Origin of the sequence: Ideonella sp. (genome assembly GCF_036277275.1) — a bacterium.
Taxonomy (GTDB): domain Bacteria; phylum Pseudomonadota; class Gammaproteobacteria; order Burkholderiales; family Burkholderiaceae_C; genus Ideonella.
On the sequence record NZ_DASUNH010000021.1, the window covers coordinates 17,486 to 43,656 of the forward strand.

General features: G+C 67.6%; 25 protein-coding genes and 1 pseudogene. 14 read left to right on the forward strand and 12 right to left on the reverse strand.

What is annotated here, in order from left to right; all coding sequences use genetic code 11:
* Window positions 1-7: 7 nt before the first annotated feature.
* Window positions 8-739, reverse strand: coding sequence for an alpha/beta fold hydrolase (locus VFY73_RS04510; protein ID WP_329716722.1), 732 nt, complete (start codon window positions 737-739; stop codon window positions 8-10).
* A 324-nt stretch (window positions 740-1,063) separates the two neighbouring features.
* Between VFY73_RS04510 and VFY73_RS04515 the strand changes: the two are divergent.
* From VFY73_RS04515 to VFY73_RS04530, 4 genes and pseudogenes are all read left to right on the forward strand, one after another.
* A pseudogene (locus tag VFY73_RS04515) lies at window positions 1,064-1,180 on the forward strand (short-chain dehydrogenase/reductase); the annotation flags it as partial.
* Window positions 1,181-1,268: 88 nt separating this feature from the next.
* A complete protein-coding gene (locus VFY73_RS04520) occupies window positions 1,269-1,805 on the forward strand; it encodes a histidine phosphatase family protein (RefSeq protein WP_329716723.1) in 537 nt (178 codons plus the stop codon).
* Between the two features lie 5 nt (window positions 1,806-1,810).
* Window positions 1,811-2,737, forward strand: a complete 927-nt coding sequence (locus tag VFY73_RS04525; protein WP_329716724.1) for an alpha/beta hydrolase family esterase — start codon at window positions 1,811-1,813, stop codon at window positions 2,735-2,737.
* 72 nt (window positions 2,738-2,809) lie between these two features.
* Window positions 2,810-3,478, forward strand: coding sequence for a histidine phosphatase family protein (locus VFY73_RS04530; RefSeq protein WP_329716725.1), 669 nt, complete (start codon window positions 2,810-2,812; stop codon window positions 3,476-3,478).
* A gap of 107 nt (window positions 3,479-3,585) precedes the next feature.
* Here VFY73_RS04530 and VFY73_RS04535 read toward each other — a convergent pair whose 3' ends face one another.
* The 4 genes from VFY73_RS04535 to VFY73_RS04550 form a co-directional block, all read right to left on the reverse strand.
* Window positions 3,586-3,972, reverse strand: coding sequence for a 2OG-Fe(II) oxygenase (locus VFY73_RS04535; protein ID WP_329716726.1), 387 nt, complete (start codon window positions 3,970-3,972; stop codon window positions 3,586-3,588).
* Between the two features lie 10 nt (window positions 3,973-3,982).
* Window positions 3,983-4,345 (reverse strand): hypothetical protein, encoded by a 363-nt coding sequence (locus VFY73_RS04540; protein WP_329716727.1) that lies wholly within the window; start codon window positions 4,343-4,345, stop codon window positions 3,983-3,985.
* A 56-nt stretch (window positions 4,346-4,401) separates the two neighbouring features.
* Window positions 4,402-5,235, reverse strand: coding sequence for an FkbM family methyltransferase (locus VFY73_RS04545; RefSeq protein ID WP_329716728.1), 834 nt, complete (start codon window positions 5,233-5,235; stop codon window positions 4,402-4,404).
* Window positions 5,236-5,409: 174 nt separating this feature from the next.
* A complete protein-coding gene (locus tag VFY73_RS04550; protein WP_329716729.1) occupies window positions 5,410-6,591 on the reverse strand; it encodes a hypothetical protein in 1,182 nt (393 codons plus the stop codon).
* A 167-nt stretch (window positions 6,592-6,758) separates the two neighbouring features.
* Here VFY73_RS04550 and VFY73_RS04555 point away from each other — a divergent pair, with 167 nt between their 5' ends.
* Window positions 6,759-7,754, forward strand: a complete 996-nt coding sequence (locus VFY73_RS04555) for a helix-turn-helix transcriptional regulator (protein ID WP_329716730.1) — start codon at window positions 6,759-6,761, stop codon at window positions 7,752-7,754.
* Window positions 7,755-7,815: 61 nt separating this feature from the next.
* Here VFY73_RS04555 and VFY73_RS04560 read toward each other — a convergent pair whose 3' ends face one another.
* The 5 genes from VFY73_RS04560 to VFY73_RS04580 all read right to left on the reverse strand — a co-directional run bounded on the left by VFY73_RS04560 (window position 7,816) and on the right by VFY73_RS04580 (window position 13,755).
* Entirely contained in the window at window positions 7,816-9,825 is a 2,010-nt protein-coding gene (locus VFY73_RS04560; RefSeq protein ID WP_329716731.1) for an ATP-binding protein, read from the reverse strand.
* Window positions 9,822-10,406 (reverse strand): YfiR family protein, encoded by a 585-nt coding sequence (locus tag VFY73_RS04565; protein WP_329716732.1) that lies wholly within the window; start codon window positions 10,404-10,406, stop codon window positions 9,822-9,824. The genes VFY73_RS04560 and VFY73_RS04565 overlap by 4 nt, the downstream gene beginning before the upstream one ends.
* A gap of 13 nt (window positions 10,407-10,419) precedes the next feature.
* Complete coding sequence (locus tag VFY73_RS04570; RefSeq protein WP_329716733.1) at window positions 10,420-12,300, reverse strand: TonB-dependent receptor plug domain-containing protein; 1,881 nt, start codon at window positions 12,298-12,300, stop codon at window positions 10,420-10,422.
* Between the two features lie 158 nt (window positions 12,301-12,458).
* Entirely contained in the window at window positions 12,459-12,677 is a 219-nt protein-coding gene (locus tag VFY73_RS04575) for a PAS domain-containing protein (RefSeq protein ID WP_329716734.1), read from the reverse strand.
* Window positions 12,678-12,870: 193 nt separating this feature from the next.
* A complete protein-coding gene (locus VFY73_RS04580; RefSeq protein WP_329716735.1) occupies window positions 12,871-13,755 on the reverse strand; it encodes an amidohydrolase family protein in 885 nt (294 codons plus the stop codon).
* A 161-nt stretch (window positions 13,756-13,916) separates the two neighbouring features.
* Here VFY73_RS04580 and VFY73_RS04585 point away from each other — a divergent pair, with 161 nt between their 5' ends.
* The 9 genes from VFY73_RS04585 to greB all read left to right on the forward strand — a co-directional run bounded on the left by VFY73_RS04585 (window position 13,917) and on the right by greB (window position 23,419).
* Window positions 13,917-14,738, forward strand: a complete 822-nt coding sequence (locus tag VFY73_RS04585) for a crotonase/enoyl-CoA hydratase family protein (RefSeq protein WP_329716736.1) — start codon at window positions 13,917-13,919, stop codon at window positions 14,736-14,738.
* Window positions 14,735-16,612, forward strand: a complete 1,878-nt coding sequence (locus tag VFY73_RS04590) for a feruloyl-CoA synthase (protein WP_329716737.1) — start codon at window positions 14,735-14,737, stop codon at window positions 16,610-16,612. Before VFY73_RS04585 ends, VFY73_RS04590 begins: the two co-directional genes overlap by 4 nt.
* Window positions 16,609-17,373, forward strand: coding sequence for an SDR family NAD(P)-dependent oxidoreductase (locus tag VFY73_RS04595; protein ID WP_329716738.1), 765 nt, complete (start codon window positions 16,609-16,611; stop codon window positions 17,371-17,373). The genes VFY73_RS04590 and VFY73_RS04595 overlap by 4 nt, the downstream gene beginning before the upstream one ends.
* Window positions 17,374-17,464: 91 nt before the next feature.
* Complete coding sequence (locus VFY73_RS04600; protein ID WP_329716739.1) at window positions 17,465-18,619, forward strand: ABC transporter substrate-binding protein; 1,155 nt, start codon at window positions 17,465-17,467, stop codon at window positions 18,617-18,619.
* Between the two features lie 3 nt (window positions 18,620-18,622).
* Complete coding sequence (locus tag VFY73_RS04605; RefSeq protein WP_329716740.1) at window positions 18,623-19,660, forward strand: branched-chain amino acid ABC transporter permease; 1,038 nt, start codon at window positions 18,623-18,625, stop codon at window positions 19,658-19,660.
* A gap of 2 nt (window positions 19,661-19,662) precedes the next feature.
* A complete protein-coding gene (locus VFY73_RS04610) occupies window positions 19,663-21,429 on the forward strand; it encodes a branched-chain amino acid ABC transporter ATP-binding protein/permease (RefSeq protein WP_329716741.1) in 1,767 nt (588 codons plus the stop codon).
* A gap of 133 nt (window positions 21,430-21,562) precedes the next feature.
* The gene (locus VFY73_RS04615; protein ID WP_329716742.1) at window positions 21,563-22,291 is read left to right on the forward strand and encodes an ABC transporter ATP-binding protein; all 729 of its coding nucleotides are present in this window, start codon (window positions 21,563-21,565) and stop codon (window positions 22,289-22,291) included.
* 44 nt (window positions 22,292-22,335) lie between these two features.
* Window positions 22,336-22,794 carry a MarR family winged helix-turn-helix transcriptional regulator gene (locus VFY73_RS04620; RefSeq protein ID WP_329716743.1) on the forward strand — a complete coding sequence of 153 codons (459 nt, stop codon included), beginning with the start codon at window positions 22,336-22,338 and terminating at the stop codon, window positions 22,792-22,794.
* 61 nt (window positions 22,795-22,855) lie between these two features.
* A complete protein-coding gene (greB, locus tag VFY73_RS04625) occupies window positions 22,856-23,419 on the forward strand; it encodes a transcription elongation factor GreB (RefSeq protein ID WP_329716744.1) in 564 nt (187 codons plus the stop codon).
* A gap of 147 nt (window positions 23,420-23,566) precedes the next feature.
* On the opposite strand, the gene VFY73_RS04630 is transcribed toward greB, so the two are convergent.
* Window positions 23,567-25,843, reverse strand: a complete 2,277-nt coding sequence (locus VFY73_RS04630; protein WP_329716745.1) for a bifunctional (p)ppGpp synthetase/guanosine-3',5'-bis(diphosphate) 3'-pyrophosphohydrolase — start codon at window positions 25,841-25,843, stop codon at window positions 23,567-23,569.
* 123 nt (window positions 25,844-25,966) lie between these two features.
* Window positions 25,967-26,170 (reverse strand): DNA-directed RNA polymerase subunit omega, encoded by a 204-nt coding sequence (rpoZ, locus tag VFY73_RS04635; RefSeq protein WP_329716746.1) that lies wholly within the window; start codon window positions 26,168-26,170, stop codon window positions 25,967-25,969.
* Window position 26,171: the final 1 nt, after the last annotated feature.

Here is a 26,171-nt window from a genome sequence, read left to right on the forward strand (position 1 = left end):
GGTCCCGTCAGCGCCGCGCCAGCCGACTGGCCACGATGGCGAACACCTCGGTGTTCCAGCCCAGGCCGCAGTGGCTGCCGCTGACCTCGATGTTCTCGACATGGCGATACCGGCCGGGTTGGATGCAGGCCTGCCACGACACCACGCCATCGCTGCGGCTGTAGATCGACGTGGTCGGCACTTCCGGTGGTGTGGCCAGTCGCCGCATCGTGTTGGGTTCCAGCTGGGCCTTGCTGCCATTGAGCAGCCGGTAGACCAGGCCGGCGTGGGTTTGCTGCACTGTGCCGGCGAAGGGCGTGCCGATCGTGATCACGCGGCGTGCGCGCCGCGTCCCGAGTTTCTTGCCCACTTCGCGCGCGTAGATGCCGCCCAGGCTCCAGCCGATCAGGCTGATGCGCTCGTCGGCATGGCCGACCTGGCTCACCACGTCTTGCACCAGAGCGTCGAGCCAGTCGTCGATGTCGCCTTCGGGCCCGGTGTTGAAGCCGCGGCCCCAGTCGTGGGCGGTGTAGCCCAGCCCTTCGCACAGGCCCTTCAAAGGCGCCAGCGCGCGGGCATCCGAAGCCAGTCCAGGGAACAGCACCACTGGGTGGCCATCACCGGGTGGAAGCGCCGACTTGTTCATGAACTGGGCGCTCGCCAGTTCGCAAACGGCGCGCAGCGGTTCGGCCCCCAACAGCAGCCAGGAGGGTGCGCCGCCTTCGGCCACGTCGGCCTTGGCGGAGGTGTTCGAGTTCATCTTCTGCCCTTCGTTTTTTGCGTTGCAGCATCATGCGTGTCGCATCCCGCCCGGCACGTCCTGCGAAAGCGCCTTTCGCGTGTGGGACAGGTCCTACCGCATGGCCATCGCTGCGATGGCGAAGGGGCAAAAGTCGCGCCAGGATGGCGGCCGCGAGAAGAACTGCGGGGGTCGGCCACGCGCGCGACCACCAGGTCGATGAAGGCGCGCACGTGAGCCGACAGCGCCGCCCGGCTGCTTGCGGCCTGGGCGCCAGCATCATGCGGGTGGCGCTGGCGAACGGTGACGCCGTCGTGGCCACAGGTCGCGACGCGGCAGCACTCGCCGCTGCGCCTGCCGTTGGGGACCGACACGCTGGCGGCGCTCGAAGCCAAGCTGGCGTTCGTTCAGCAGGAGACGGCAGCATGGCGCACGCTGACCGCCTCCATCGACTTTGTTTGACAAAGACGGCCGACAGTGCGGCGTACGATCGGTGTTTGACCGCGTGGCAGAGACAAGCCCGATGAACAGAACAGGTGTATTCGTTTCCATGGCGGCCCTCGCCGCGGCCGGCGTCTTGCTCGCCGCGGCACCGGCGGCGGCCGAACCCAGCCTGGTGGTGGTGGTCCGCCATGCCAACAAGGCCACCGAGCCAGCCAACGATCCGGCTTTGTCGCCCGCCGGCCAGCAACGCGCCGCAGCGCTGGCGGTGGCGTTGGAATCGGCCAACATCAACAGCATCATCACCACGCCTTACCGCCGCACGCGCGAGACGGCAATGCCGCTGGCGCAGCGCCTGGGCATCCAGCTGCAGGTGGTGGCGCCACGCTCGGGCGAATCCCCCGAGGTCCATGTGGCCGAGGTGGCGGCGCTGGTACGCAAGCAAAGCGGCCAGGTGCTGGTGGTTGGCCACAGCAACACCGTGCCGGCGCTCGTGCAGGCGCTGGGCGGGCCGCGGCTGCTGGAGTTGTGCGAAACCAGCTTCGGCCAGGCCTTCGTCGTCGTGGCGCCGAAGGCCAAAGACAGCACCGTGCTGCGCTTGCGTTATGGCGAGCCGGACGCACCGCCGGCTGACGACTGCAGCTGAGAACCATGGCCCGGCTCTTGATCAAACGTCTGGCCGTCGCCGCCTTGTGCTGGGCCGTCGCCGGTTCGGCCGTGGCCGATACGGCGTGGCCGCAAGGGCGCCAGGGCCTGACCCATCAAGGCCTCGCACGAAGTTATGTCGTGCGCCTGCCGGCGAATGCCCCGCCCGCCGGCCAGCGCTGGCCGGTGGTGCTGGTGCTGCACGGCGGGGGTGGTGACGCGGCCATCACCGAGAGGACAACAAGCTTCACGACTGTTGGCCAGCGCGAAGGCTTCGTCGTCGTCTACCCCGAAGGCACCGGTCGCCTGGGCAATCACCTGCTGACCTGGAATGCCGGCCACTGCTGTGGCCAAGCGCTGCAGCGCCAGGTCGACGATGTCGGCTTCATCCGCAGGTTGATCGACGCGCTGGTGGCGACCTATCCGGTCGATGCGAAGCGCTTCTATGCCACCGGCATCTCCAACGGCGGCATGATGACCCACCGGCTGGGCATCGAGCTGCCGGACAAGCTCGCGGCCATTGCGCCGGTGGTGGCCGCGTTGTTCGGCGACGAGAAGAAACCGGCGCAAGGCGTGTCGGCATTGATGATCAACGGCGCGCTCGATACCTCGGTGCCTTTGGCCGGCGGCGCACCCGGCGGGCGCTTTGCCAACGCGTGGGATGGGGCGCACCCGTTGCCTGCCACGGCGCAAGCCGCCTTCTGGGCCGGGGCGAACGGCTGCACCGGCGCACCTGCCGTGACGACACAGGCGGCGGTGCAACGCACCCGCTACCGTTGCCCGGCCGGGCTCGATGTCGAGCTGGTGGTGGTGGCCGATCACCCGCACGCCTGGCCCGGCGGGGTGCCCGGCAGCCGGCTGGGGGCCAAGCCCAGCACGGCCCTGAACGCCACCGACGAGATCTGGGCATTTTTCAAGCGCCACAGCAGGTGAAAGCTGCCCGCGAGGGCTCTGGCGTCTCCGCAGTGACAGGCACGCAGCACACCGCGCCGGACAATCCGGTCCATGGGCACGCTCTACCTCGTTCGCCACGGCCAGGCCTCTTTCGGCAGCCACGACTACGACCGCTTGAGCGAGCTGGGCCACCGCCAGTGCCGCGCACTGGGCGAGCACTTCCGCAGCATGAACCTGCGCTTCGGCGCGGTGCTGACCGGCAGCCTGCGCCGGCACCGCGAAACCTACGAGGGCATCGCGCAAGGCCTGGGCCAACGACTCGAGCCGGAGATCTGGCGGGGCCTGGACGAATACGACCCCGAGGCGGTGGTGCGCGCCGTCTACAGCGGGGAGCTGCCCAAGCCCGATTCACCCGAGGCGGTGCGGCAGCACTTTCGTTTGCTGCGCGATGGCCTGGTGGCCTGGATGCAGACCCGCAGCGAGCCGGCCGGCATGCCGACCTTCCATGACTTCGCTGCAGGGGTGGGGGCCGCACTGGCGCGAGCGCGCGAGCGGGCCGATGAAGACGTGTTGATCGTCTCCAGCGGCGGCCCGATCTCCACGGCGGTCGGCCTGGTGCTGGGCCTGGCGCCCGAGGCGGTGGTGGACTTGAACCTGCGCATCCGCAACAGCGCGGTGACCGAGTTCATTGCCAACCCGAAGCGGCACAGCCTGTTGAGCTTCAACAGCCTGCCCCACCTGCACAAACCCGAACTGGCGGACTGGGTGACCTATGCCTGAGGCGTGGCGACGACGGGCAGGGCCGGGCGGCCCAGCTCATGCGCCCGACTCAAGCCCCTTGACGATGAAACAAGATCGCCAAGCCGTGGAAGCCGGCCGGCATCCGATCAGCGTGAACCTTGCCCGCGCCGCACCCAGCCGAGCGAGAACACATAGCGGCTGCCACCGACGACGCGGGTCACACTGTGTTCGCAGGCATCGGGGCGAAAGAGCTTGATGCGCCTGGTGGCGAACAGCGGCGTCGCGCAGATGAACTCGCCCCCCGAGCGTGGCGACTTCAGCACGATGTTCAGGCGGTAGTGCCGGCCGGCCTGCACCGGGTCGGTATGGGGCGGGATCTCCGAACCTTCGGGGTAGCGGATCAGGTAGCTGTCGAAGGGCAGCGGCCAGCGTGCCGTCAGCAGCAGCATCTTGTCGTAGCCGGTGCCCTGACGGCCTTTCTGCCAGCGAAACGCCTTTGCGGCGTACTGGCGTGCCGCATCAAGCAGGCTCACGAGGCCCACCTCATGCGGGCCGCTCGGCGCGCAGTGCCAGCTGCGTCCATACCGCGCCCAGCAGATCGGCCGCGCCGAACAGCACCAGCATCGGCGGCGCCAGGCCCAGCGCCGCGAAGGCGATGAAGGCCGCCATCACCAGGCAGCGCGTGTAGACCGAGGCCTGGAAGAAGGCCCGGGCCTCGCACTTGGCGGCATAGATGTAGTAGACGCCGATGTTGAACACCACGACGCCGAGCACCCGCAGCCAGACCTCCGTGGTCGGTGGCATGCCGAACAGCGACAGCATCAGGTTTGGTGCGACTGCGAGGCTGACGCCCAGCACCATCAGGTAGATGCCAAAGGCCTTCAGCGTGAAAGCGGGCTTGGACATGGAGCCTCCTTGCGCATCAACAACGCGCCGCCCGATGCGGGTGGCGCATTCTGGTCTCAGTCGGCGACGATGCCCAGCAGCTTGCGCGCCCGATCGCGGATCTCGACGCGACGCTCGACCGGGATCGCGATGTAGTTGGTGGTGCGGCGGGGGTAGGTGTGGCTGTCGACGAAGCCTTCCAGGCTCAGGCCTTCGTCGTTGTGCGCCACGCGGTTCGGCACGTGCAGCGTGTAGCGCTGGTCGGCGAAGAACTGCCACATCGCCGGCTTGGTGTAACCCAGGCCTTCGGCGTCGCCGGGGCCGCTTTCGAACATGACGACCGGCCGGCTGGCGGCCAGCAGCTGCGGGCTGCCGCGCAGCACACCCAACTCGGCGCCTTCGACGTCGATCTTGATCACGTCGATGCCTTCGGCCTTCACCAGGTTGTCCAGGCGGCGGATCGGCACCCGCACTTCCCGGATGCCGTCATCCTTGCCGCCGGTCGGCTGGCCGAGTGAGCTGTAGCCGGACTGGCGGGTGTTGATGAAGAACGACACCTCGCCCTCCTGGTCGCCTACCGCGCAGGCGTGCACCGGCACCTTCGGGAACTTGCGGCGCAGGCGTTCGACCTTCTCGGGGATCGCCTCGATCGCGACGATCTGGATCGACGGGTCGCGCTGGGCCACCGCGGTGATGATCGAGCCGATGTGGGCGCCGACGTCGATGAAGGTCTTGCCCGGCTGGCACAGCTGGGTGACCAGCAACGTGGCCAGTTGATCGTTGGCGATCGTGCCGACGCTTTCCGGCGAGCGCAGGGCGGCACGGACCAGTTCGAGCTGGTCGCGCCCCGACATCAGCATCCGCCCGAGGGCGCTGCCCAGCACCCATTGTTTTGCGCTTTGCTCCAGCATGGTGATCCGTGAGTCGTGTTCTATGGCGGGCCGTCGGGCCCTCGCAGGCGCGCAGCATACCGGGCGGCGGGCCCGCCCGACCGGGTGGTGGGCACGAATCTGGCGCAAAACGGTGTGTGAGTTGCCTTTCTGGGGGGCCGGGCTGGCCTCGAGGGTTCGGGTTGTCTCGCAGGCTCAGGCCACGGCCGCCATCCTGGGGTTCGCCCGGTGCCCGGCTTGACCGGCGCGGTCCATCGCCCAGCCTTCGGTGGCGCGGTGGTCCGGGTGCCATTGCGCCGCCCGGGCGCGTTGGGCACCCGGCACGCCGCTCGCCAGGCCCTTGGCGACCAGGCGCTGTACCAGGTCGTCGGCCTGCTCGGCGCTCAGCTGGCTGGCAAAGCGTTGCCAGCGCCGCAGTACATCGGGGTTCTGCCAGGCATCTTCCAGGCGCTCGCGCATCTCTTCGTCGCTGCCCGGCCGGCCACCTTGCCAGGCGCGCGGCAGCAGCGTGTGGAAGAAGAGGTGGAAGTCGCGCCGCAGGTCGACGCCGGGCAGCAGCTTGGTCAGCTGGGCGATGCGCACGGCAAAGCCGCTGTGGGTGAGTTGCAGCGTGATCAGTGCTTGCAGGCCCTGGATCGGGTTCAGCAGGCGCAGGCGGTTGGGCGGCAACACCCGCAGCGGCAGTGCGGCGGCCAGTTCGTGCGGCAGCGGCGTCACAAAGGACATCAGCGTCGCCAGCCGCGCCCACTCGGCGCTGCTCAGGCCCTCGGCACCGCCAGCACCTTCGGCCTGGCGTGCTTCGGCCAGTACGGCCATCAGGCGGGCTTCGTCCCAGCGCTTGCTGCCCTTGGCCTGCTGGGCACGGTGGCTCAGCGTGGCCAGGTTGCCAGCGGCATAACCGGCCCGGTGGTTGACGCGCTCGACCACTGCTTCGTGGCCGGCCTCGTCATTCAGCGCGACACGGGTGATCGGGCAGCGCGTGCTGTCGATCTGGGCCAGGAAGTTCGGCGTGACCTGCACGGCTTCGAAAGCCTGACCCTGGTGCCAGGCGGCCAGGCGCAGCTGCAGCCACTGGCGCACACCTCGGCCGGCGCGCAGCGTGCGGCTGCCGAACGCCGCGCGGCCGGCCTCCCAGCCGTGCCGCAGCGGGTGGCCGGGCAGCAGGTGCTCGGCTGGCGGCACCAGGCCGTGGTGGGCAAAGTCCCAACCCAACTCGAACGCCGGGTCGCGGGTTTCGCCGGGGCCGAACAGGTCATCGGCATCGGCGTGCGCGGCCGGCACCTGGCTGGCACGGGCGGCACGGCCGGTGCGCGCCAGCGCCATGGTCGTCCGCGGTTGCGGCAGGTCGTCGAAGGCGAGGGTGGTTTGGGCGGCCATGGGATGCTCCGTGAAGAACAAGAGGTGGTGTGATCGACAGCGTGTGAAGGCAGTGTCTGGCCACACAGGCTCATGGAATGAGCCAGAGATCGGGTTCAATGGATCTCAACAAATAGTTGCACTCGACCCAGCAGGCTCACGCCATGAGCCTGTGATACCGTCCACCCATGAACCGCACCGAACGTTTCTATCGCATCGAGCTGTTGATCAAGTCGCGCGGCGGCGTCAGCTTCGAAGAGCTGCTCGGCGAACTCGAGGTCTCGCGCGCCACGCTCAAGCGTGACCTGCAGTACCTGCGCGACCGCATGGATGCGCCGATCGTCTACGACCGTTTCGACAACGTCTATCGATTCGAAGGCGTCGCGCCCGGGGCGGTGTCCAAGAGCGCGTCGCACGAACTGCCCGGTGTCTGGTTCAGCGAGGCCGAGATCCACGCGCTGCTGACGATGCACCAGCTGATCAAGGGCCTCGACGGCGGCGGCGTGCTCGGCCGCCACCTGCAGCCGCTGCTGGACAAGCTGCACGGCATGCTCGGCGCCAGCGAAGGCGAGTCGCGCGAGCTGATGCGGCGGGTCAAGATCGCCGCTCCTGCGCGCCGGCCGGTGCCGCCGCGCTGGTTCGAGGTGGTCGGCAGCGCACTGCTGAAGCGCCAGCGCATCGACCTGCTGTACTTCACCCGCAAACGGCAGACCGAGAGCCGGCGCGAGGTATCACCGCAGCGGCTGATCCACTACCGCAACACCTGGTACCTCGACGCTTGGTGCCACGCCAGCGATGGCTTGCGCCGCTTTGCACTCGATGCCGTCCGTGCCGCCAAGGCGCTCGATCATCCGCGGGCGAAAGACGTGGCGATGAAGACGGTCGAAGCCGAGCTGGACGGCGGCTACGGCATCTTCAGCGGCAAGGCCGAGCAGTGGGCCACACTGGCTTTTGACGCCGATGCTGCCCAGTGGGTGGCGCAGGAGGAGTGGCACCCCGAGCAGCGCCTGAGCCTGCAGCCCGATGGCGGGTTGCGCATGGAGCTGCCCTATGCCGACGCGACCGAACTGGCGATGGACATCCTGCGCCATGGTCCGCAGGTGAAGGTGCTGGCGCCCGCCACGCTGGTGCGGATGGTCAACGAGCGGCACCGCACCGCGGCGGCGCTTTACGCCACCGATTGACACCAGTTGCCGGCGATTCCCGGCTGCAGCCGCTCTGGCGCTCTGGCCGCAAGCATCCCGGTCAGCGCCGCTGCTTGTGGCTGGCTGACAAGGCCAGCGCACCGTCCAGCGCCTCGGCCAGTGCGCTCAGGTCGACCGGCTTGGTCAGGTAGCGGAAGTAGCCGGCAGCCAGCCCCTTGCCGATCGCGTCCGGCATGGCGTTCGCGGTGATCGCGATGACGGGGATGTGTGCCGTGCGCGGGTCGTTCTTCAGCATCACCTGGGCTTCGCCGCCGCTGAGCACCGGCATGTTGTTGTCCATCAGGATCACATCAGGCTGGTGCGCGCGTGCCATCTCGATGCCTCGCTTGCCGTTGGAGGCCGTCAGCAAACGCACGCCCGGGCGTGCCGCCAGCGCGGCCGAGATCAGCTCGAGGCTGGCGGGGTTGTCCTCGACGCACAGCACGGTCGCCTGGGTGGCCTCGTTGCTGGCAGGCAGCAGCGGCATGGGCTCGGTCGCGATGTCCGAGGCCGGCTCGGTCGGCAGGTCGATCCAGAACTGGCTGCCCGCGCCGGGACGGCTGGACACGCCGAGCTCGCCCCCCATCAACTCGACCAGCCGCTTGGTGACGACCAGGCCGATGCCGGTGCCTTCCTGGGTGCCGGTTTCCTGGCCTAGCCGGTTGAACGGCTGGAACAGCGCGGCGAGCTGCTCGGGCTTCATGCCGATGCCGGTGTCCTGCACCGACAGGCGCATCCGCTCGGGGCCCAGACGGATGCAGTCGACCACCACCGAGCCCGATTCGCGGTTGTACTTGATCGCGTTGGACAGCAGATTCAGCAGCACCTGCTTCAGCCGTGTGCGGTCGGCCTTCACCAGGGCATCGACGTTGGCCGGGAACAGCAGCCGGATCTTGCGCTGCTCGGCCAGGGTTTCGGTCATTGACTGGCACTCGGCCAGCACCTCGGCCAGCCGGATCGGCTCGACCGACAGCGTCAGCTTGCCGGCCTCGATCTGCGCGAGGTTCAGGATGTCGTTGATCAGGCTCAGCAGGTGGTGGCCGGCCTTGACGATGTGGTCCAGGAAGGCTTTGTAGCGCTCGGGCGGCAGGGTGGTCGGGTCCGACATCGACAGCATCTGGCCGAAGCCGATGATTGCGTTCAGCGGGGTGCGCAATTCGTGGCTCATGTTGGACAGGAACTCCGACTTCGCGCGGTTGGCCGACTGGGCCGCATCGGTGGCCAGTGCCAGGTCGGCATTGGTGCGCTCCAGCGCGGCCGTGCGTTCGTGCACTCGCCGCTCGAGCTCCTCGTTCAGGCGCATCACCTCTTGCTGGGCGTTGCGCCTTTCTTCAACTTCGCTGGCCTTGTCGAGGTTCGAGGCTTCGAGCGCGACGGTGCGGCGCTCGATCTCGGTCATCATGTTGTTGAACGCGGCGACCAGCGCACCCAGCTCGTCGTCGCTGCGCTGTTCGACTCGGCGCGAGTAGTCCTGCCGCTCGACGACCTCGCGCGCCGCCTCGCCCACCGCCAGGATCGGCCGCAGCACGATCCGTCGCATCCAGGCCGACATCAGCGTCGCGACCAGCATGGCGATGACGGCCACCGCGAGCGCGATGCCGGCGTAGCTCAGCAGGCGGTCGATCAGCTCGTAGTCGGCCTGCAGGTACACCGTACCGAGGATCTGCCCATGCTCGACGATGCGCCGGAAAGCAATCACGCTGCCGCCGGAGACCGCCACGCCATCGGCGCCCGGCAGCGCGGGAAACTCGACGCGGGCGCCTTCGGCGGTGTAGCGCGCGAACAGCACCCCGCGGGTCGAATAGACGGCAGCCGCCCGCACCTTGGGCTGGAAGCGCAGCACGGCGAGGTTTTCTTGGGCGACCCGTGGATCGTCGAACGACAGGGCCGGTGCGGTCGTGCGGCCGATCAGCGCGGCCTGCGCGTCGACGCTTTCGAGCCAGCTCTTGTGGTAGGCCCGCAGGTCGTAAGCAATCATGGCGCCGAGAGCCACCACCACTGCGACCAGCGTGGTCAGCAGGATGGCGCCCAGCAGCTTGCGTCGGAGCGAGTTGCCGAAGTTGAGCCTCATGACGGCCCCCCCGCCACGACAGTGCGCGCCACGCCGAGCAGGCGGGCGCTGATCCGCAGCTTGCTGCGCTCGACGGTGGGCAGCGAGATGTCGAACTTCACCTTGTCGTCGACGACGACGAAGTTCACCATGCTGCCAGCGGCGACGCCCTGGTCGGATTCGGTGACGGTCAGCACCGGCCTGTCCTTCACCGCGGCCAAGGTGTCGGCCAGGCGCACCATTTGCGTGCGGGTGATGAACAGCATGTCGATGCCTTCCATCGCGTCACCCCGCTCGATCTTTCGCACGACGATCGGGCGGCCGTTCACTTTCTGGCCGCGGGCGATCGTGGCCAGCTCATCGACCACCGCCGACGAGGCGAGCACGCCAATGCCGAAGGGCGTTTCCGGATTGGTCGTCGATGGCCATTCGACGTAGTTGCCGAACTTGCACAGGAACGCAGCCTTGATCCGGTACTCGGCTGTTAGGGCCTCGTTCGCCCCGGCGGGTTGCCAGGCGATGCCCACCACCAGCAGCAGCGTGATGAGCATGGCCCAGCGCGGCGCATGCCAGGGTGCGGGGGCGGTCACGAGGCGGATCATCGCGGGCCTTCCACTAGAAGCGCCAGTTCAACTGAGCCGACAGCTCACGCTGCAGCTGCGTTCGGACCAGGACGTTGCCGAATTCGCCGTGGCCGTTGCCGATCAGGTTCCGGCCGGCGAGCGCCAGCTCGACAGCTCCGCTCGGCCGCCAGGCCACGCGCAGGTCAAGGGCGGTGTAGCGCGGCACGGCAGGCACGGCCAGCGCCGCCACATGGCGCAGCACCAGGTCCAGGTCGACCTGGTCGCCCAGGTCGTGCGAGGAGCGCAACGTCCACCAATGCGACGGGCTGGCGCCTTCCGTGGCGGCGACCGTGCTCACGTCGTTGCTGCCAGGCTTCAGCCGCAGGTCCTGCCACAGGCGGCTGTAGCCGGCGTGCAGCCGCCAGCGGGACAGGGCCCGGAAGCTGCCCCACAACTCCACCCCGCGGGTGCGGCCTTCCATCCCGTTGGCCAGCGTGAAGACAGCGCCGTCGGGATCGAATTGCAGCGTGCGCAGACGGTCGTAGTCGGCCTGGTAGATGGTGGCCGAGAACGACGTGGTCGGTGTCGGTCGACCGCGGTAGCCCAGTTCGGCGACGGTGGCGACCTCTGAGTCGAAGTGCGAGCCACCTTGCAGCTGGTAGGGCGGCACACCGGGCACGTAGAAATCGCGGTCCAGGCGCGACGGTGCGCGCACCGTGCGCGACACCGCGGACCAAACCAGTTGTTGGGGAGCCCATTTCCATGCCAGCCGCGCGGTGGGCAGGAACTCGGTGCCGGTGTAGTCGTTGCGTTCAGCGCGCGCACCCAGTGTCAGGCGCAGCTCGTCGGTGAGCGTGATGTCGTCTTGCGCGAACAGGCTGGCCCAGGTCTGCCGCTTGCGGGCAGGCAGGAAGGCGAGGTAGCTGCTGTTGTCGACCTGGTCCCAGGCGGTGCGGTATTGAACGCCCCACACCAGGCGGTGGTTGCCGAGCGGCACCGGCGAATGCTGGAACTGCAGGTCCAGCGTGTCCAGGATGTCGCCGAAAGTCGGCACGGCCGTGCGTTCTGTGTGGTCGACATAGGCCTGGAGCTGGAAGGAGGTGCCGTCGTCGAGCCGGTGCTCCCACCGACCCAGCACATGGGCCCCGGATACACGGACCAAGCCCAGATCGATTCGCCCGCTGGTGACCGGCTGCTCGCGGCTGCCCTGGTAGGCAGCGCCGCGCAGCATGAAGCGATCGGCACCACGCTGGTCGTCGAGCCGAAAGCCGATCTGGGTCTGGTGCCCGGAGTCGTCGACGCGGGTGCCCTCGGCGGTTTCGGTGTTCCGCAGGTCGGCATGCGTCGCGTACACCCGCCATGCCATGCCGCCAGCGGTGCTGGCACCGTGGCGCAGGTTGGCGCGGAACCCATCGGTGCCTGCGCTGGCCGTGGCGAGGCTGCCTTGGGTCGACGACGCGTCGCGCGTGATGATGTTGATCACGCCGTTGACGGCATTGGTGCCCCACAGTGTGCTGCCGGGGCCGCTGATGACCTCGATGCGGTCGACGTCTTCCAGCATCAGGTCCTGCACATCCCAGAACACGCCCGAATACAGCGGTGTGTAGACCGATCGGCCATCGACCAGCACCAGCATCTTGTTGGCCGAGTTGCCGGCAAAGCCGCGGGCGCTGACGACGTATTCGCTGGCGCTGGAACGAGCCACCTGCAGGTTCGGCGCCAGCCGCAGCGCTTCGGGCAGGCTGGTGGCGCCCGAGCGGCGGATGTCGTTGGTGGTGATGACGTAGACCGATGTTGGCGCGTCAGCCAGTCGCTCGGCCCGCTTCGATACCGAGGTGATCTGCAGATTGCCGAGATCCTCGAGGCTGAGTTCACCCAATCGCGGATCCGACTGCGCCGTGGCGTCGACTGCGCCGCACAGCGCGAATGCCATCCAGGCGCACCTTCGGCGCGGTTGTTGCATGCCCCGTTCCCTAAGTTAGTACGTCGTTACGCTGCAAGGGTGCCCCAACGGGTCGGGCAGCCTGCCCTCCATGGCGTCGTGCCGAATTGATCGTACGCGGGCCCTGCAACCCTGTGTGTGAAAGTGTCTTAGCCGCATCCCCGCGGCTGCCGAAGCGAACGCCCGGCCCCGCTCAGGGGACGCCGATGCATCAGCTGCTGCCAGAAGGGCCACCGGTACTCCTCGGTCGGCCCGATGCCCGTTTCGCCCGGCGGTTTGCCGACCACCTGCTCGCGCGTGACGCCGTAGCGCCGGCAAAAGGCTTCGGTGACGTCGATCACTCGTCGGTCGGACGCCGCCATGATCATCGTGGCACGCCGGTGTGCCACGGAACAGCCGCGCGAAGCGGTCCCGTCCCTGCTTGGACTGGGACAGCAACCAACGTGGCCAACTCGGTTTCGCGGCGCCTCAGCAGCCGCGCCAGCACGCTGGCCAGCTTGATGGTGACCAGCGCGAACAGCGACACCGGCATCGGGCAGTGACCGCCCGTCGCCGCGCGATTCATGGGCCGGCGCCGCCGGCTTCGCCCAGGCCCAGCAGCCGCATCGCGTTCTCTTTGAGGATCAGCGGCTTCACCGCGTCCTTGAAGCCGGCTTCTTCGAAGTCGGCCAGCCAGCGGTCGGGCGTGATCAGCGGGAAATCGCTGCCGAACAGGATGCGGTCCTTCAGCAGCGTGTTGGCGTACTGCACCAGCTGGGGCGGAAAGTACTTCGGGCTCCAGCCGGAGAGGTCGATCCACACGTTGGGCTTGTGCATCGCCAGCGACAGGGCTTCGTCCTGCCATGGCCACGACGGGTGGGCGATCACGATCTGCATGTCCGGGAACGCCATCGCCACGTCTTCGAGCAGCATCGGACGCGAGTTCTGCAGCCGCAGGCCCCCACCGCAGCGCATGCCGCTGCCGATGCCCGAATGCCCCGAGTGGAAGACCGCCGGCAGCTTGTGCTCGTTGATCACTTCGTAGATCGGCCAGGCCATCTCGTCGGCCGGCTCGAAGCCCTGCACGGTCGGGTGGAACTTGAAGCCCTTGACGCCGTATTGCTCGACCAGCTTTCGGGCCTCGCGCGCACCCATCTTGCCCTTGTGCGGGTCGATGCTGCCGAACGCGATCATCACGTCGGGGTTGGCCAGCGCGGCCTCGGCGATCTCTTCGTTCGGGATGCGGCGGCGGCCGAGTTGCGTTTCGGCGTCGACCGTGAAGTTGACGAAGCCGATCTTCTTCTCGCGATAGAAGTCGATCGTTTCCTGCATCGTCGGCCGGCGGCTGGATCGGAAGTACTTGTCGGCCGCGCGGTCGTACTCCTCGCCGTAGTTGTCGAAGGGGTTGCGGCACGACACCTCGAGGTGGGTGTGGGTGTCGATCGCGATCAGCTCGGCGGTGTTCAAAGCGTGCCTCCTGCCTGAATGTATTTAATTTTCATAAATAAATGACCAAGGCGCAAGCAGCGTCGGCACCGCTCGTCATGCTGCAATGCAAGGAAGGGTTATTACCGAGTGGTGATTCGTTCGTCAATTTAGTTAAATAGCATAAATATTTTGGAGTGACCATGAGCGATGTTCGGCCCCCCGAATTCGAGCCGTCCAGCGGCCTGCTGGCCCAGCTCGACCTGCTTCGGATCGAACATGCCGGCCCGGTCACCCACGTGCGGCTGAGCCGGCCCGCCAAGCGCAATGCGTTGAGCGACGCGCTGATCGGCCAGTTGCACACCGCGTTCGTCAACCTGCCCGAAACGACCCGCGCGGTGGTGGTCACCGGCGAGGGTGAGCACTTCTGCGCCGGGCTCGACCTGGCCGAGTTGATGGAGCGCGACGTCGGCGAGGGCGTGCTGCACTCGCGCATGTGGCATGCGGCGTTCGACCAGATCCAGTTCGGCCGCGTGCCGGTGATCGTCGTGCTGCACGGCGCGGTGGTCGGCGGCGGCCTGGAGCTGGCTTCGGCTTGCCATGTCCGCGTGGCCGAGGCCTCGGCCTACTTCGGTCTGCCTGAAGGGCAGCGCGGCTTGTTCGTCGGCGGGGGCGGTTCGGCGCGCATCCCGCGTTTGATGGGCGTGGCCCGCATGACCGACCTGATGCTCACCGGCCGTGTCTACGACCGCGACGAGGGGGTGCAGGCAGGCCTGGCGCAGTACGCCGTGGCCGACGGCGAAGGCTTCGCCAAGGCGATGGCGCTGGCGCGCCGCATCGCCGGCAACGCACCGATGTCCAACTTTGCGGTGATGCACGCGTTGCCGCGCATCGCCGACCAATCGCAGGAGCAGGGCCTGTTCACCGAGGCCCTGATGGCCGCGGTGGCCGAGAGCACGCCCGACGCGAAGGAGCGCCTGCGGGCTTTCCTCGAAGGCCGGGCCAGCAAGGTCGTCAAGTCATGAGCCTGCCGGTCGAGCGCCCGAAGTACCGTGCGGCCAGCGTCGGCGGCTGCGTCGAGGCCACGCTCGAACAGCGGGACGACGGCACGCAGATCCTGCGCTCGACCGAGACGCTGCGGGCCTACCCAGAGCGCTTGACGGATCGCCTGGAGCAATGGGTCGCGGAAGCGCCCGATCGCACGCTGGTGGCCAAGCGCGACCGCGACCGCGGCGGCGATTGGCGCCGCATCAGCTACGCGCAGATGCTGCATCGGGTGCAGGCGGTGGGCCAGGCGCTCGTCGACCTGGGTCTGTCGGCCGAGCGGCCGGTGGCCATCCTGTCGGACAACGACATCGAGCACCTGACGCTGGCGCTCGGCGCGATGTGGGCCGGCGTGCCCTACGTGCCGGTCTCCCCCGCCTACTCGCTGGTCTCGCAGGATTTCGGCAAGCTGCGCCACATCCTGGCCACCACCACGCCGGGGCTCGTGTTCGCCGCGTCGCCGGCCTATGCAAAGGCCATCCAGGCGGCCGCGCCGGCCGATGCCGCGCTGGTGCTGGGCGAAGGCACGATCGAGGGTCGTGAGGTCATCAGGTTCGACACCTTGCTCGCGACGCCGCCGGGCGAGGGTGTGCGGGCCGCGCATGCGAAGGTCGAGCCCGACACGATCGCCAAGTTCCTGTTCACCTCGGGCTCGACCAAGCAACCCAAGGGCGTGGTCAACACACATCGGATGATCTGCGCCAACCTGCAGATGATCCGTCAGTGCATGGCCTTCCTGGCGGAAGAGCCGCCGGTGCTGGTCGACTGGCTGCCGTGGAACCACACCTTCGGCGGCAACCACAACGTCGGCATCGTGCTCTACAACGGTGGCACCCTGTACATCGACGAAGGCAAGCCCACGGCCAAGGGCATTGCCGAGACACTGCGCAACCTGCGCGAGATCTCGCCGACCGTCTACTTCAACGTGCCCAAGGGCTTCGAAGAGATCGCCGGTGCGATGGACGACGATCCAGCGCTGCGCGATCGGTTGTTCGCGCGCTGCAAGGCCTTCATGTTCGCCGGGGCGGGCCTGAGCCAGGCGGTGTGGGACAAGCTCGATGCCCATGCAGAAGCCGCCGTCGGCGAGCGCGTGCGCATCATCACCGGCCTCGGCATGACCGAGACCGCGCCGTCGTGCACTTTCGCGGTTGGCACGGATGTGCGATCCGGCCACATCGGGCTGCCGGTGCCGGGGGTCGAAGTCAAGCTGGTGCCCGTGGCGACGGACAAGACCGAGATCCGCTTCCGCGGACCGAACGTGATGCCGGGCTACTGGCGCGCTCCGGCGCAGACCGAAGAGGCGTTCGACGAAGAAGGCTTCTACCGCACCGGCGACGCCGTCAAGTTCATCGACCCCGCGCGGCCGAACCGCGGCCTGTTGTTCGACGGCCGCACCGCCGAAGACTTCAAGCTCTCGACAGGCACTTTCGTCAGCGTTGGCCCGCTGCGCGCCAAGGTCATCGCGGCTGGCCACCCCTGCGTGCAGGATGCCGTGGCCACCGGCCTGAACCGCGACGAGCTGGGCCTGCTGCTGTTCCCTCGCGCGGATGAATGCCGCAAGCTGGCCGGCCTGCCAGAGAGCGCGCCGCTGCGCGATGCGTTGCAGCACCCGGCGGTGGTCGCGTTCTTCCAGGCCCTGGCCGACCGGTTGTGGCGTGAAGGCACCGGCAGTGCCAGCCGCCCGGCGCGCCTGCATGTGCTGAGCGAGCCGCCGGCGATCGACCACGGCGAGGTGACCGACAAAGGCTCGATCAACCAGCGTGCGGTGCTGGCGCACCGCGCCGCACTGGTCGAGGCACTGTACGAAAGCGCCGGCTTGCCGGTGATCGTTCCGAACAAGGAGGCGGCGACATGAAGATCGAGGGGCAGGCGGCGCTGGTGACGGGTGGCGGGTCGGGCCTGGGCGAAGCGGTGGCGCGTGAATTGGCGCGGCTGGGCGCGAAGGTGGCGGTGCTCGACGTGAACGGCGAAGGTGCCGTGCGGGTCGCCACCGAAGTGGGCGGCCTGGCTTGCCGCTGCGACATCACCGACACCGCGTCGGTCGTCGCCGCGCTGGACGCTGCCGAAAGCGCGCACGGCCCGGCGCGCATCGTGATGAACATCGCCGGCATCGGCACCGCCAGGCGGGTGGTGCAGAAAGACGGCTCGCCGGCGCCTTTGGAAGACTTCGAGCGCGTCGTGCGCATCAACCTGATCGGCACCTACAACGTGATCCGCCTGGCAGCGGCGCGCATCGCCAAGCTTGATGCGCAGCCGGATGGCGAGCGCGGCGTGATCGTCAACACCGCGTCGGTCGCGGCTTTCGACGGCCAGGTCGGGCAAGAGGCGTACTCGGCCTCGAAGGGCGGCATCGTCGGCATGACCCTGCCGCTGGCGCGCGACCTGGCGCAGTGGGGCGTACGGGTTTGCACGATCGCGCCGGGGCTGTTCGCCACGCCCTTGATGCAGCAACTGCCCGAAGAGGTGCAGGCCTCGTTGGCCGCCAGCATCCCGTTCCCGAAGCGGCTCGGACAGCCGGAGGAGTTCGCGGCGCTCGCGGCGCACATCGTGACCAACGGGCATTTGAACGGCGAAGTGATCAGGCTCGACGGAGCCTTGCGCATGGCGCCGCGCTGAAGATATTCGAAGCCCCTGCGGGTTCACGCCAGCGTGAGCCACCCAAGGGCGCTGCTATGGTTTCACCACCCTGACGACTGCAGGAGACAACATGCAAGCACGCACGCACGGCTTCTTGAAAATGGCGCTCGCAACGACGTTGGCGGCGTTGGCCGGCACATCCGCCTGGGCCGACGTCACCATCGGCATCAGCCTGCCGTTGACCGGCCCCGCGTCGGGGCTGGGCATTCCGGTGGCCAACTACATCAAGCTCTGGCCGACCAGCATCGCCGGCGAAAAGCTCAACGTGATCGTGCTCGACGATGCGACCGATCCGACCAAGGGCGTCAACAATGCGCGCCGTTTCGTCACCGAAGACAGGGCCGACATCGTGATGGGCTCGGCGGCGACGCCGGTGGCGATCGCGATGGCGCCGGTGATCGCCGAAGCGAAGACGGTGCAGTTCACGTTCTCGCCCGCGGTGGTGTCCGCCGGCACCGATGGCTGGATGTTCCGCCTGCCCCAGGGCAACGCGGTGATGGCCTACGCGATGATCGAGCACATGAAGAAGCAGGGCGTGAAGACGGTCGGCTTCCTCGGCTACACCGACGCGTACGGCGAGAGCTGGCTGAAGGACTTCCAGGACCAGGCGTCGTTGCTCAACGGCCCGAAGGTCGTCGCGACCGAACGTTTTGCGCGAGCCGACACGAGCGTCACCGCGCAGGCGCTGAAGCTGGTCTCGGCCAACCCGGATGCGATGCTGATCGTGGCCTCGGGCAGCGGCGCGGCGATGCCGCACAAGGCCATCGTCGAGCGCGGCTACAAGGGCAAGATCTACCAGACCCATGCCGCAGCCACGCGCGACCTGATGCGCATCGGCGGCAAGGACGTCGAGGGTGCCTTCGTCGTCTCGGGGCCGGCGGTGATTCCCGAGCAACTCGCGGCGGACCACCCGTCCAAGGCGCTGGCGCAGGACTTCGTCAACAAGTACGAAAAGGCCTACGGTGCGGGCAACCGCAACCAGTTCGCAGGCCACGGTTATGACGCGGTCATCGTGTTGGAGAAGGTGATCCCGGTGGCACTGAAGGCCGGCAAGCCCGGCACACCGGAGTTCCGCGCTGCGATCCGCACCGCCGCAGAGACGATGGGGCGCACGGTCGTCTCGCATGGCGTGCTGAACTACACCAAGACCAACCACTGGGGCTTCACGACCGAGACCGGGCTGGTCATGAAGGTCGTCAATGGCGACTGGAAAATCGAGCAGTAGTCGATGGACTTCACGATTGCAAGCATCCTGGCGTTGGATGGCGTCACCAACGGCGCCGTCTACGCCTTGCTGGCCCTGGCCACGGTGCTGCTGTTTGCCGTCACGCGCGTCATCTTCATTCCGCAAGGTGAGTTCGTCGCCTTCGGCGCGCTGACGCTGGCCACGCTGCAGCTGGGCCAGGTGCCGGGCACGGTCTGGTTCCTGCTGGTGCTGGCGGGGCTGGCGGCGGTGACCGAGGTGGGTGAGGGGCTGCGCGCCAAGCGTGCGGCCCCGCAGCTTGGCAAAGCGGTGCTGGCCACCTTGGCCTATCCGGTGGCGATCGCGTTGTTGACGATGTGGGCGGCGCCGCGGCAGTTTCCGCTGCTGGTGCAAGCCGCATTGACGCTGGCGCTGGTCACGCCTTTTGGCGGCTTGATCTACCGGTTGGCCTACCAGTCGCTGGCCGATGCGAGCGTGTTGGTGCTGCTGATCGTTTCGGTCGGCGTGCACTTTGCGCTCACCGGGCTGGGGCTGTACTTCTTCGGCGCCGAGGGGTATCGCAACCCGAGCTTCTGGGATGAACGCTTCAGCCTTGGCCCCTTGACCCTGAGTGGCCAGACGCTGATCGTCTTTGCCGTGTCGATTGCGCTGATCACGATGCTGTGGCTGTTCTTCGAACGCACGCTATGGGGCAAGGCGCTGCGCGCCACCGCGGTGAACCGGCTTGGTGCGCGGCTGATGGGCATCTCGTCGACCAGCGCAGGTCGGCTGTCCTTCACGATGGCCGCCTTCATCGGCGCGCTGTCTGGTCTGTTGATCGGGCCGACGACGACGGTGTTCTACGACTCGGGCTTCCTGATAGGGCTGAAGGGCTTCGTCGCCGCGGTGTTCGCTGGTCTCGCGAGCTACCCGCTGGCACTTGTCGGTGCCTTGGGTGTCGGCCTGCTCGAAAGCTTCGGCTCTTTCTGGGCCAGCTCGTTCAAGGAGGTGATCGTCTTCTCGGCCATCTTGCCGGTGTTGCTGTGGCGGTCCTTGCGCGACCCGCATGCGGAGGAGCATTGAACATGCTGCCTCGCAAGTTCTGGTTGCCACTTTTCGCGGTGGCGATGCTCGTGGTGCCGCTGTTGCCGGTGCCCGAGTTCTGGATCACCCAGCTCAACTACATCGGGCTGTACGCGATCGTCTCGCTGGGGCTGGTGCTGCTGACCGGTGTCGCCGGGCTCACGTCGTTCGGCCAGGCCGCGTTCGTCGGCGTTGGGGCCTACACCTCGGCCTACCTGTCGGTGAGCCTGGGCGTGTCGCCGTGGATCACGCTGTTCGTCGGCTTGGCGCTGGCGGTGATCGTTGCGCTGGTGCTGGGGGCGTTGACGCTGCGCATGTCGGGCCACTACCTGCCGCTGGCGACCATCTGCTGGGGACTGGCGCTGTATTACACGATGTCGAACATGGAGTTCCTCGGCAAGTACGACGGCATCCTCGGCGTGCCGGCGCTGACGCTGTTCGGCCAGAGTCTCGCCAGCGGGCGGGCGATCTACGGGCTGATCTGGGTCATTGCGCTCGCCTCGGCGCTGGGCGTGACGCATCTGCTCGATTCACGCAGCGGCCGCGCGATCCGCGCCCTGAAGAGCGGGTCGACGATGGCCGAGGCGATGGGCATCTCGACCTTTCGCTACAAGCTGACCGCGTTCGTGCTGGCGGCGATGCTGGCCTCGGTGTCGGGCTGGCTGTTCGCGCACTTCCAGCGCACGGTGAATCCGTCGCCTTTCGGGCTGAACAAGGGCATCGAGTTCCTGTTCATGGCGGTGCTGGGCGGTGTCGGCCATGTCTGGGGCGCGTTCACCGGGGCCGCGGTCGTCAAGCTGGTGGAAGACGAGCTGCAGGTGCTGCTGCCCAGACTGATCGGCACCAGCGGCAACTTCGAGATCATCGTTTTCGGCCTCGTGCTGATCCTGGTGCTGAAGTACGCGCCCGATGGGCTGTGGACCTTCGTGCAGCGCTGGTTGCCCGCACCGCAGCGGGTGAAGGACTGGCAGGGCGCGGCCCCATTGCCGACACGCGACAAGCCCAAGCCTGGCGAACTGCTGCTGGACGTGAAAGCCGTGCGCAAGCAGTTCGGCGGGCTGGTCGCCGTCAACGATGTGAGTTTCACGATCCACGCGGGCGACATCATGGGCCTGATCGGGCCCAATGGCGCCGGCAAGTCGACCACCTTCAACCTGGTGTCGGGCGTGTTGTCGTTGACGGCCGGCGGGGTGGTGTTCCGCGGCCGCGATGTGGCCGGCTTGCCGTCGCGCGCGATCGCGCGGCTGGGCATGAGCCGCACGTTCCAGCACGTGAAGATGATTCCGGAGATGACGGTGCTGGAGAACGTCGCGCTCGGCGGCTACCTGCGCACCTCGGCGGGCGTCACCAAAGCAATGCTGCGTCTGGACCGCGACGAAGAGCGTCGCCTGTTTGCCGAGGCCGAGGCGCAGCTGGCGCGCATCGGCATGGCGGGCCAGATGCACGAGTTGGCCGGCAACCTGGCGCTTGGCCCACAGCGCCTGATGGAGATTGCCCGCGCGCTCTGCACCGACCCGTCGCTGCTGCTGCTGGACGAGCCGGCCGCCGGCCTGCGCTTGAAAGAGAAACAGGCGTTGGCCGACGTGCTGCGCCAGCTGAAGGCCGAAGGACTGTCGATCCTGCTGGTCGAGCACGACATGGACTTCGTGATGGGCCTGGTCGACCACATCGTCGTGATGGAGTTCGGCACCAAGCTGATCGCCGGCACACCGGCCGAGGTGCAGGCCAGCCCGGTCGTGCGCGCCGCTTACCTTGGCACGGAGCATTGATGGCCCACCCCCGAAGCGCCTTCGGCGCCTCCCCCTCGAGGGGGCGCCGCCAGCGGCCCGGCAAAGCCGGTTCCGCGGCAGCCGCTTGGCTCTGTCAGTCCCGTGCGCCGGTTTGCGCTGGATGGTCAGTGAAATGACGCAACCCATTCTTCAAGTGACGGACCTGCACGCTGGCTACGGCAAGGCCGAGGTCTTGTCGGGCCTGAACCTGACGTTGCCGCGCGGTGCGGTGGTCACGGTGATCGGCCCCAATGGTGCCGGCAAGTCGACCACGCTGAACGCGTTGATGGGCGTGCTGCCGGCGCGCGGGCGCATCGTGTTCGACGGTGTCGACGTGTCGCATGCCACGCTCGAAGAGCGCGTGATGGCGGGCATTGCGCTGGTGCCTGAAAAGCGCGAGCTGTTCGGCACGATGCCGGTCGAAGACAACCTGGTGCTCGGCGGCTTCCGCCCGATGAAGCAGCGCGTGGCCAACTGGCGCTCGACGCTGGACGAGGTCTACACGCTGTTCCCACGCCTGAAGGAACGGCGGCTGCAGCTGGCCGGCACCTTGTCCGGCGGCGAGCGGCAGATGCTCGCAGTCGGGCGGGCGCTGATGAGCCGGCCCAAGGTGTTGATGCTCGACGAGCCCAGCCTGGGCCTTGCGCCGCTGGTGGTGAAGGAGATCTTCCGCACCATCACTGCGCTGCGGGCCACCGGCGTCAGTATCCTGCTGATCGAGCAGAACGCTCGCGCGGCGCTGGAAGTGGCCGATCACGGCTACGTGCTGGAAACCGGCTCGATCGCGCTCGAAGGGCCAGCCCAGGCGCTGGCCGTCGACCCACGCGTGATCGAGACCTACCTCGGGGCGAAGAAGGCGTGACGGTGGCGAAACCAGTGTTGCCGAAATCAACTGAAGCAGCCGCAGTGGCCAGTCGCGACGACGTGCTCGACCAGAGCGGGCTCCTGCACCTGGTGGGCTACGCCGCATCGCGAGCGTCGATCGAGCTGAAGAAGAGCTTCAGCCGCCACCTGGGCCCGTTGAAACTGAAGGCGGTGGAGTTTTCGGTGCTGGTGCTGGTCGACACCAACGCCGAGGTCAACCAGAAGCAGTTGGGCCTGGCGCTGGACGTTTCGCCGCCGAACCTGGCAGTGACGCTGGACCGCATGGTCGAACAGGGCTGGATCCGGCGCGAACGCAGCGAGCGCGACCGCCGGGCCCAACTGATCCGTCTGACCCCCGCCGGTCAGGCGCTGGTGACGCGCGCACGCAAGATCGCGCAAACCATGGAGAACGATGCGCTGAAGGTGCTGTCGCCCGCCGAGAAGGCGTTGTTGATCGAGTTGCTGCAGCGGGTGGCGCAGCAGCGCCCCCGGCACGGCTGAATCCGCGCGCCCGAGTCGGGTGTGTCAGCCTGCCAAAATTCAGGCCCTGCACACGCCCACCATGAACAAGGCCTTCACCAAAGAACCCGACGCAGCCGACGATGACGACGATGGCCCGAGCCTGCCGCCGTTGCCCGCCGGCGGCAAGAACTACATCACGCCGGCCGGCTACGCGCGCCTGCGCGCCGAATTCCTGCAGTTGATCGACGAAGAGCGGCCCAAGGTGGTCGAGGTGGTGCACTGGGCCGCGTCGAACGGCGACCGGTCGGAGAACGGCGACTACCTCTACGGCAAGAAGCGCCTGCGCGAGATCGACCGCCGCATCCGCTTCCTGACCAAACGCTTGGACATTGCCGAGGTCGCCGACCCGTCGCTGCACCACGGCAGCGACCAGATCTTCTTCGGCGCCACCGTGACCTACGCCAACGCCAAGGGCGAAGAGCGCACGATCACGATCAAAGGCATCGACGAGGTCGACCACCTGCACGGTGAAGTGAGCTGGGTCTCGCCCATCGCCCGCGCGCTGTTGAAGGCGCGCGAAGGCGATGAAGTCTCGCTGATGACGCCCGGCGGCGTCGAGACGCTGGAGGTGATCGAGGTGAAGTACCCGAAAGTGGAGGAGTGATGTGGCCTGGGCTTCGACAAGCTCAGCCCGAACGGGTGGTGCGGGCGCCGTGAGGGAGGAACAGCAACTCTCCTCACCGTTCGCCCTGAGCTTGTCGAAGGGCCTTGATGGTCCGCTCGCCTCGAGCCTGTCGAAAGGCCCGGCTCGCTAAGGCCGGACCCGGTTCACTCGCAGCACCGCCGGCGTGCGCTTCAACGTGCGCAGCACCTCGGCCAGGTGCAGCCGGTCGCGCACGCTCACCAGCAGCTTCATGTCGGCGGTTTCGCCGGGGCGCTCGTCGCCCATGTCGATGTGGGTGATGTCGGCCTCGGCGCGGCTCACGGCCTGCGCCACTTGTGCCAGCGCGCCCTTGCCGTTGTGCAGCAGCACCTGCAACTGGGTCTCGAAGGCCCGTGTCGGCTCCTCGGCCCATTCGACCTGCATCCAGCGTTCGCGGTCACGTTCGTACAGGCGCTGGCCGACCTGGCAGTCGGAGGTGTGCACGGTCAGGCCTTCGCCGCGGCCCAGGTAGCCGACGATCTGGTCACCCGGGATCGGCCGGCAGCAGGGGGCCATCGTCACGCTGGCGCCTTCGGCACCGTCGATGACGACCAGGCCCTGCATGGTTTCGCCGTCGGTGTGGCTGTAGCGGTTCAGGCTCAGCGTCACCGCGTCCGGCTTGTGGCCCTGCTCGTGCAGGTCCTGCGCAATGCGCTTGGCGACGATGGTCGCGATCTTCTTGCCCAGGCCGATATCGGTCATCAGCTCGGCCGGGCTGCGATTGCCGCTCCAGCGCAGCACGCCGGGCCAAAGCGTATCCGGGCCAGCCGGGTCGAGCGGCGGCAGCGTCAGGCCTTCGAGCCGCAGTGCCTGCGACAGCATCTTCTCGCCCAGCGCCTGGGATTCTTCCTGTTCCAGGTTCTTCAGGTAGTGGCGGATCTTCGAGCGCGCGCGCCCGGTGCGCACGAAGTTCAGCCAGGCCGGGTTGGGCCGGGCGTTCGGTGCGGTGATCACCTCGACCACATCGCCCGAGCGCAGCTCTGAGCGCAGCGTGGCCGGCTCGCTGTTGATCTTGACCGCCACGCAATGGTCGCCGACATCGGAGTGGATCGCGTAGGCGAAGTCGACCGGTGTCGCGCCGCGCGGCAGTGCCAGGATCTTGCTCATCGGCGTGAAGACGTAGACCGCGTCGGGGACGAGGTCGATCTTCACGTGCTCGAGGAACTCGCCGGCGTCGCGCGTCTCGTCCTGGATGTCGATCAGCGACTTCAACCACAGCGCGCCCAGGCGCTGCGCGACATCGGACGGGCTGCCGCCCTTGGTGCCGACCTTGTAGAGCCAGTGCGCCGCGATGCCGGCCTCGGCCACGGCGTGCATTGCTTCGGTGCGGATCTGGAATTCCACCGCGGTGCCCAGCGGGCTGACCAGCGTGGTGTGCAACGACTGGTAGCCGTTGGCCTTGGGAATCGCGATGTAGTCCTTGAAACGGCCGGGCACCGGCTTGTACAGCTGGTGCAGCACGCCAAGCGCCAGGTAACAGTCGGGCAAGGTGGCGACGACGATGCGAAAGCCGAAGATGTCGTTGACCGATGCGAAGCCGGCGTGCTTCTCGCGCATCTTGCGGTAGATCGAGTAGACGGTCTTCTCGCGCCCGTTGACCTCGACCTTCAGGCGCGCCTCGGCAAAAGCCTTGGTGACGTCTTTCTGCACCCGCGAGACGATGTCACGCCGGTAGCCGCGGGCGCGCTGCACCGCCTTTTCCAATGCGCCATGGCGCCAGGGGAAGAGGTAGGTGAACGACAGCTCCTGCAGCTCGCGGTAGACCTGGTTCAGGCCCAGCCGGTGCGCGATCGGCGCATAGATGTCCAGCGTTTCGCGGGCGATGCGCTGGCGCTTGTCCGGCTTCATCGCGCTCATCGTGCGCATGTTGTGCAGCCGGTCGGCCAGCTTGACGAGGATCACGCGCACGTCGCGTGACATCGCCAGCAGCATCTTGCGGAACGATTCCGCCTGGCCTTCTTCCCGGGTCGAGAAGTTCAGCTTGTCCAGCTTGGTCAGGCCATCGACCAGCTCGGCCGTCGTCGCGCCGAAGCGCTCGATCAGCTCGGTCTTGGTGATGCCGCAGTCCTCCATCGCGTCGTGCATCAGCGCGGCCATGATGGCCTGCGCGTCCAGCTTCCAGTCGGCCACCAGGCCGGCCACTGCGATGGGGTGGGTGATGTAGGGCTCGCCGCTGGCGCGGTACTGGCCCAGGTGCGCTTCGTCGGCGAACTTGTAGGCGTCTCGGATCGACTTCAGCTCGCCTTTGGGCAGATGGCCCAGCTTGGACGACAGGCCGGCGAAGGTGCTGACCTCGGCGCTGGGCGGCGACACGTTGGCCGGTGCACGCGGCCGCCCCTGCAGCGCAGTCGGCAGCAGTTCGGCGGCAAACGAGCGAATACCCATCCTTGGAATTTAGCCTATGTCACCCGGCTGCCCCGGATCGGGGCTTTCGCGGATAACGCACCAAGAAAAGCACAACGGGCGCCATGAAGGCGCCCGTTGTTGGCAGAAGAAGCGAGCAGCGGATCAGGTCGGAACCTTGCGCAGCATCTCGATGCCGACTTCGCCGGCAGCGATCTCGCGCAGCGCGGTCACGCCCGGCTTGTTCTTCGATTCGACTTTGGGCGCGTGGCCCTGGCTCAGCATGCGGGCGCGGTACGTCGCGGCCAGCACCAGCTGGAAGCGGTTGGGGATGCGGGCGAGGCAGTCTTCGACGGTGATACGGGCCATG

Coding starts and splice junctions, on each gene's coding strand:
- VFY73_RS04510 (WP_329716722.1), bottom strand. CDS start 739: ATGAACTCGAACACCTCCGCCAAGGCCGACGTGGCCGAAGGCGGCGCA.
- VFY73_RS04520 (WP_329716723.1), top strand. CDS start 1,269: ATGGCGGCCCTCGCCGCGGCCGGCGTCTTGCTCGCCGCGGCACCGGCG.
- VFY73_RS04525 (WP_329716724.1), top strand. CDS start 1,811: ATGGCCCGGCTCTTGATCAAACGTCTGGCCGTCGCCGCCTTGTGCTGG.
- VFY73_RS04530 (WP_329716725.1), top strand. CDS start 2,810: ATGGGCACGCTCTACCTCGTTCGCCACGGCCAGGCCTCTTTCGGCAGC.
- VFY73_RS04540 (WP_329716727.1), bottom strand. CDS start 4,345: ATGTCCAAGCCCGCTTTCACGCTGAAGGCCTTTGGCATCTACCTGATG.
- VFY73_RS04545 (WP_329716728.1), bottom strand. CDS start 5,235: ATGCTGGAGCAAAGCGCAAAACAATGGGTGCTGGGCAGCGCCCTCGGG.
- VFY73_RS04550 (WP_329716729.1), bottom strand. CDS start 6,591: ATGGCCGCCCAAACCACCCTCGCCTTCGACGACCTGCCGCAACCGCGG.
- VFY73_RS04555 (WP_329716730.1), top strand. CDS start 6,759: ATGAACCGCACCGAACGTTTCTATCGCATCGAGCTGTTGATCAAGTCG.
- VFY73_RS04560 (WP_329716731.1), bottom strand. CDS start 9,825: ATGAGGCTCAACTTCGGCAACTCGCTCCGACGCAAGCTGCTGGGCGCC.
- VFY73_RS04565 (WP_329716732.1), bottom strand. CDS start 10,406: ATGATCCGCCTCGTGACCGCCCCCGCACCCTGGCATGCGCCGCGCTGG.
- VFY73_RS04570 (WP_329716733.1), bottom strand. CDS start 12,300: ATGGCATTCGCGCTGTGCGGCGCAGTCGACGCCACGGCGCAGTCGGAT.
- VFY73_RS04575 (WP_329716734.1), bottom strand. CDS start 12,677: ATGATCATGGCGGCGTCCGACCGACGAGTGATCGACGTCACCGAAGCC.
- VFY73_RS04585 (WP_329716736.1), top strand. CDS start 13,917: ATGAGCGATGTTCGGCCCCCCGAATTCGAGCCGTCCAGCGGCCTGCTG.
- VFY73_RS04590 (WP_329716737.1), top strand. CDS start 14,735: ATGAGCCTGCCGGTCGAGCGCCCGAAGTACCGTGCGGCCAGCGTCGGC.
- VFY73_RS04595 (WP_329716738.1), top strand. CDS start 16,609: ATGAAGATCGAGGGGCAGGCGGCGCTGGTGACGGGTGGCGGGTCGGGC.
- VFY73_RS04600 (WP_329716739.1), top strand. CDS start 17,465: ATGCAAGCACGCACGCACGGCTTCTTGAAAATGGCGCTCGCAACGACG.
- VFY73_RS04605 (WP_329716740.1), top strand. CDS start 18,623: ATGGACTTCACGATTGCAAGCATCCTGGCGTTGGATGGCGTCACCAAC.
- VFY73_RS04610 (WP_329716741.1), top strand. CDS start 19,663: ATGCTGCCTCGCAAGTTCTGGTTGCCACTTTTCGCGGTGGCGATGCTC.
- VFY73_RS04615 (WP_329716742.1), top strand. CDS start 21,563: ATGACGCAACCCATTCTTCAAGTGACGGACCTGCACGCTGGCTACGGC.
- greB (WP_329716744.1), top strand. CDS start 22,856: ATGAACAAGGCCTTCACCAAAGAACCCGACGCAGCCGACGATGACGAC.
- VFY73_RS04630 (WP_329716745.1), bottom strand. CDS start 25,843: ATGGGTATTCGCTCGTTTGCCGCCGAACTGCTGCCGACTGCGCTGCAG.
- rpoZ (WP_329716746.1), bottom strand. CDS start 26,170: ATGGCCCGTATCACCGTCGAAGACTGCCTCGCCCGCATCCCCAACCGC.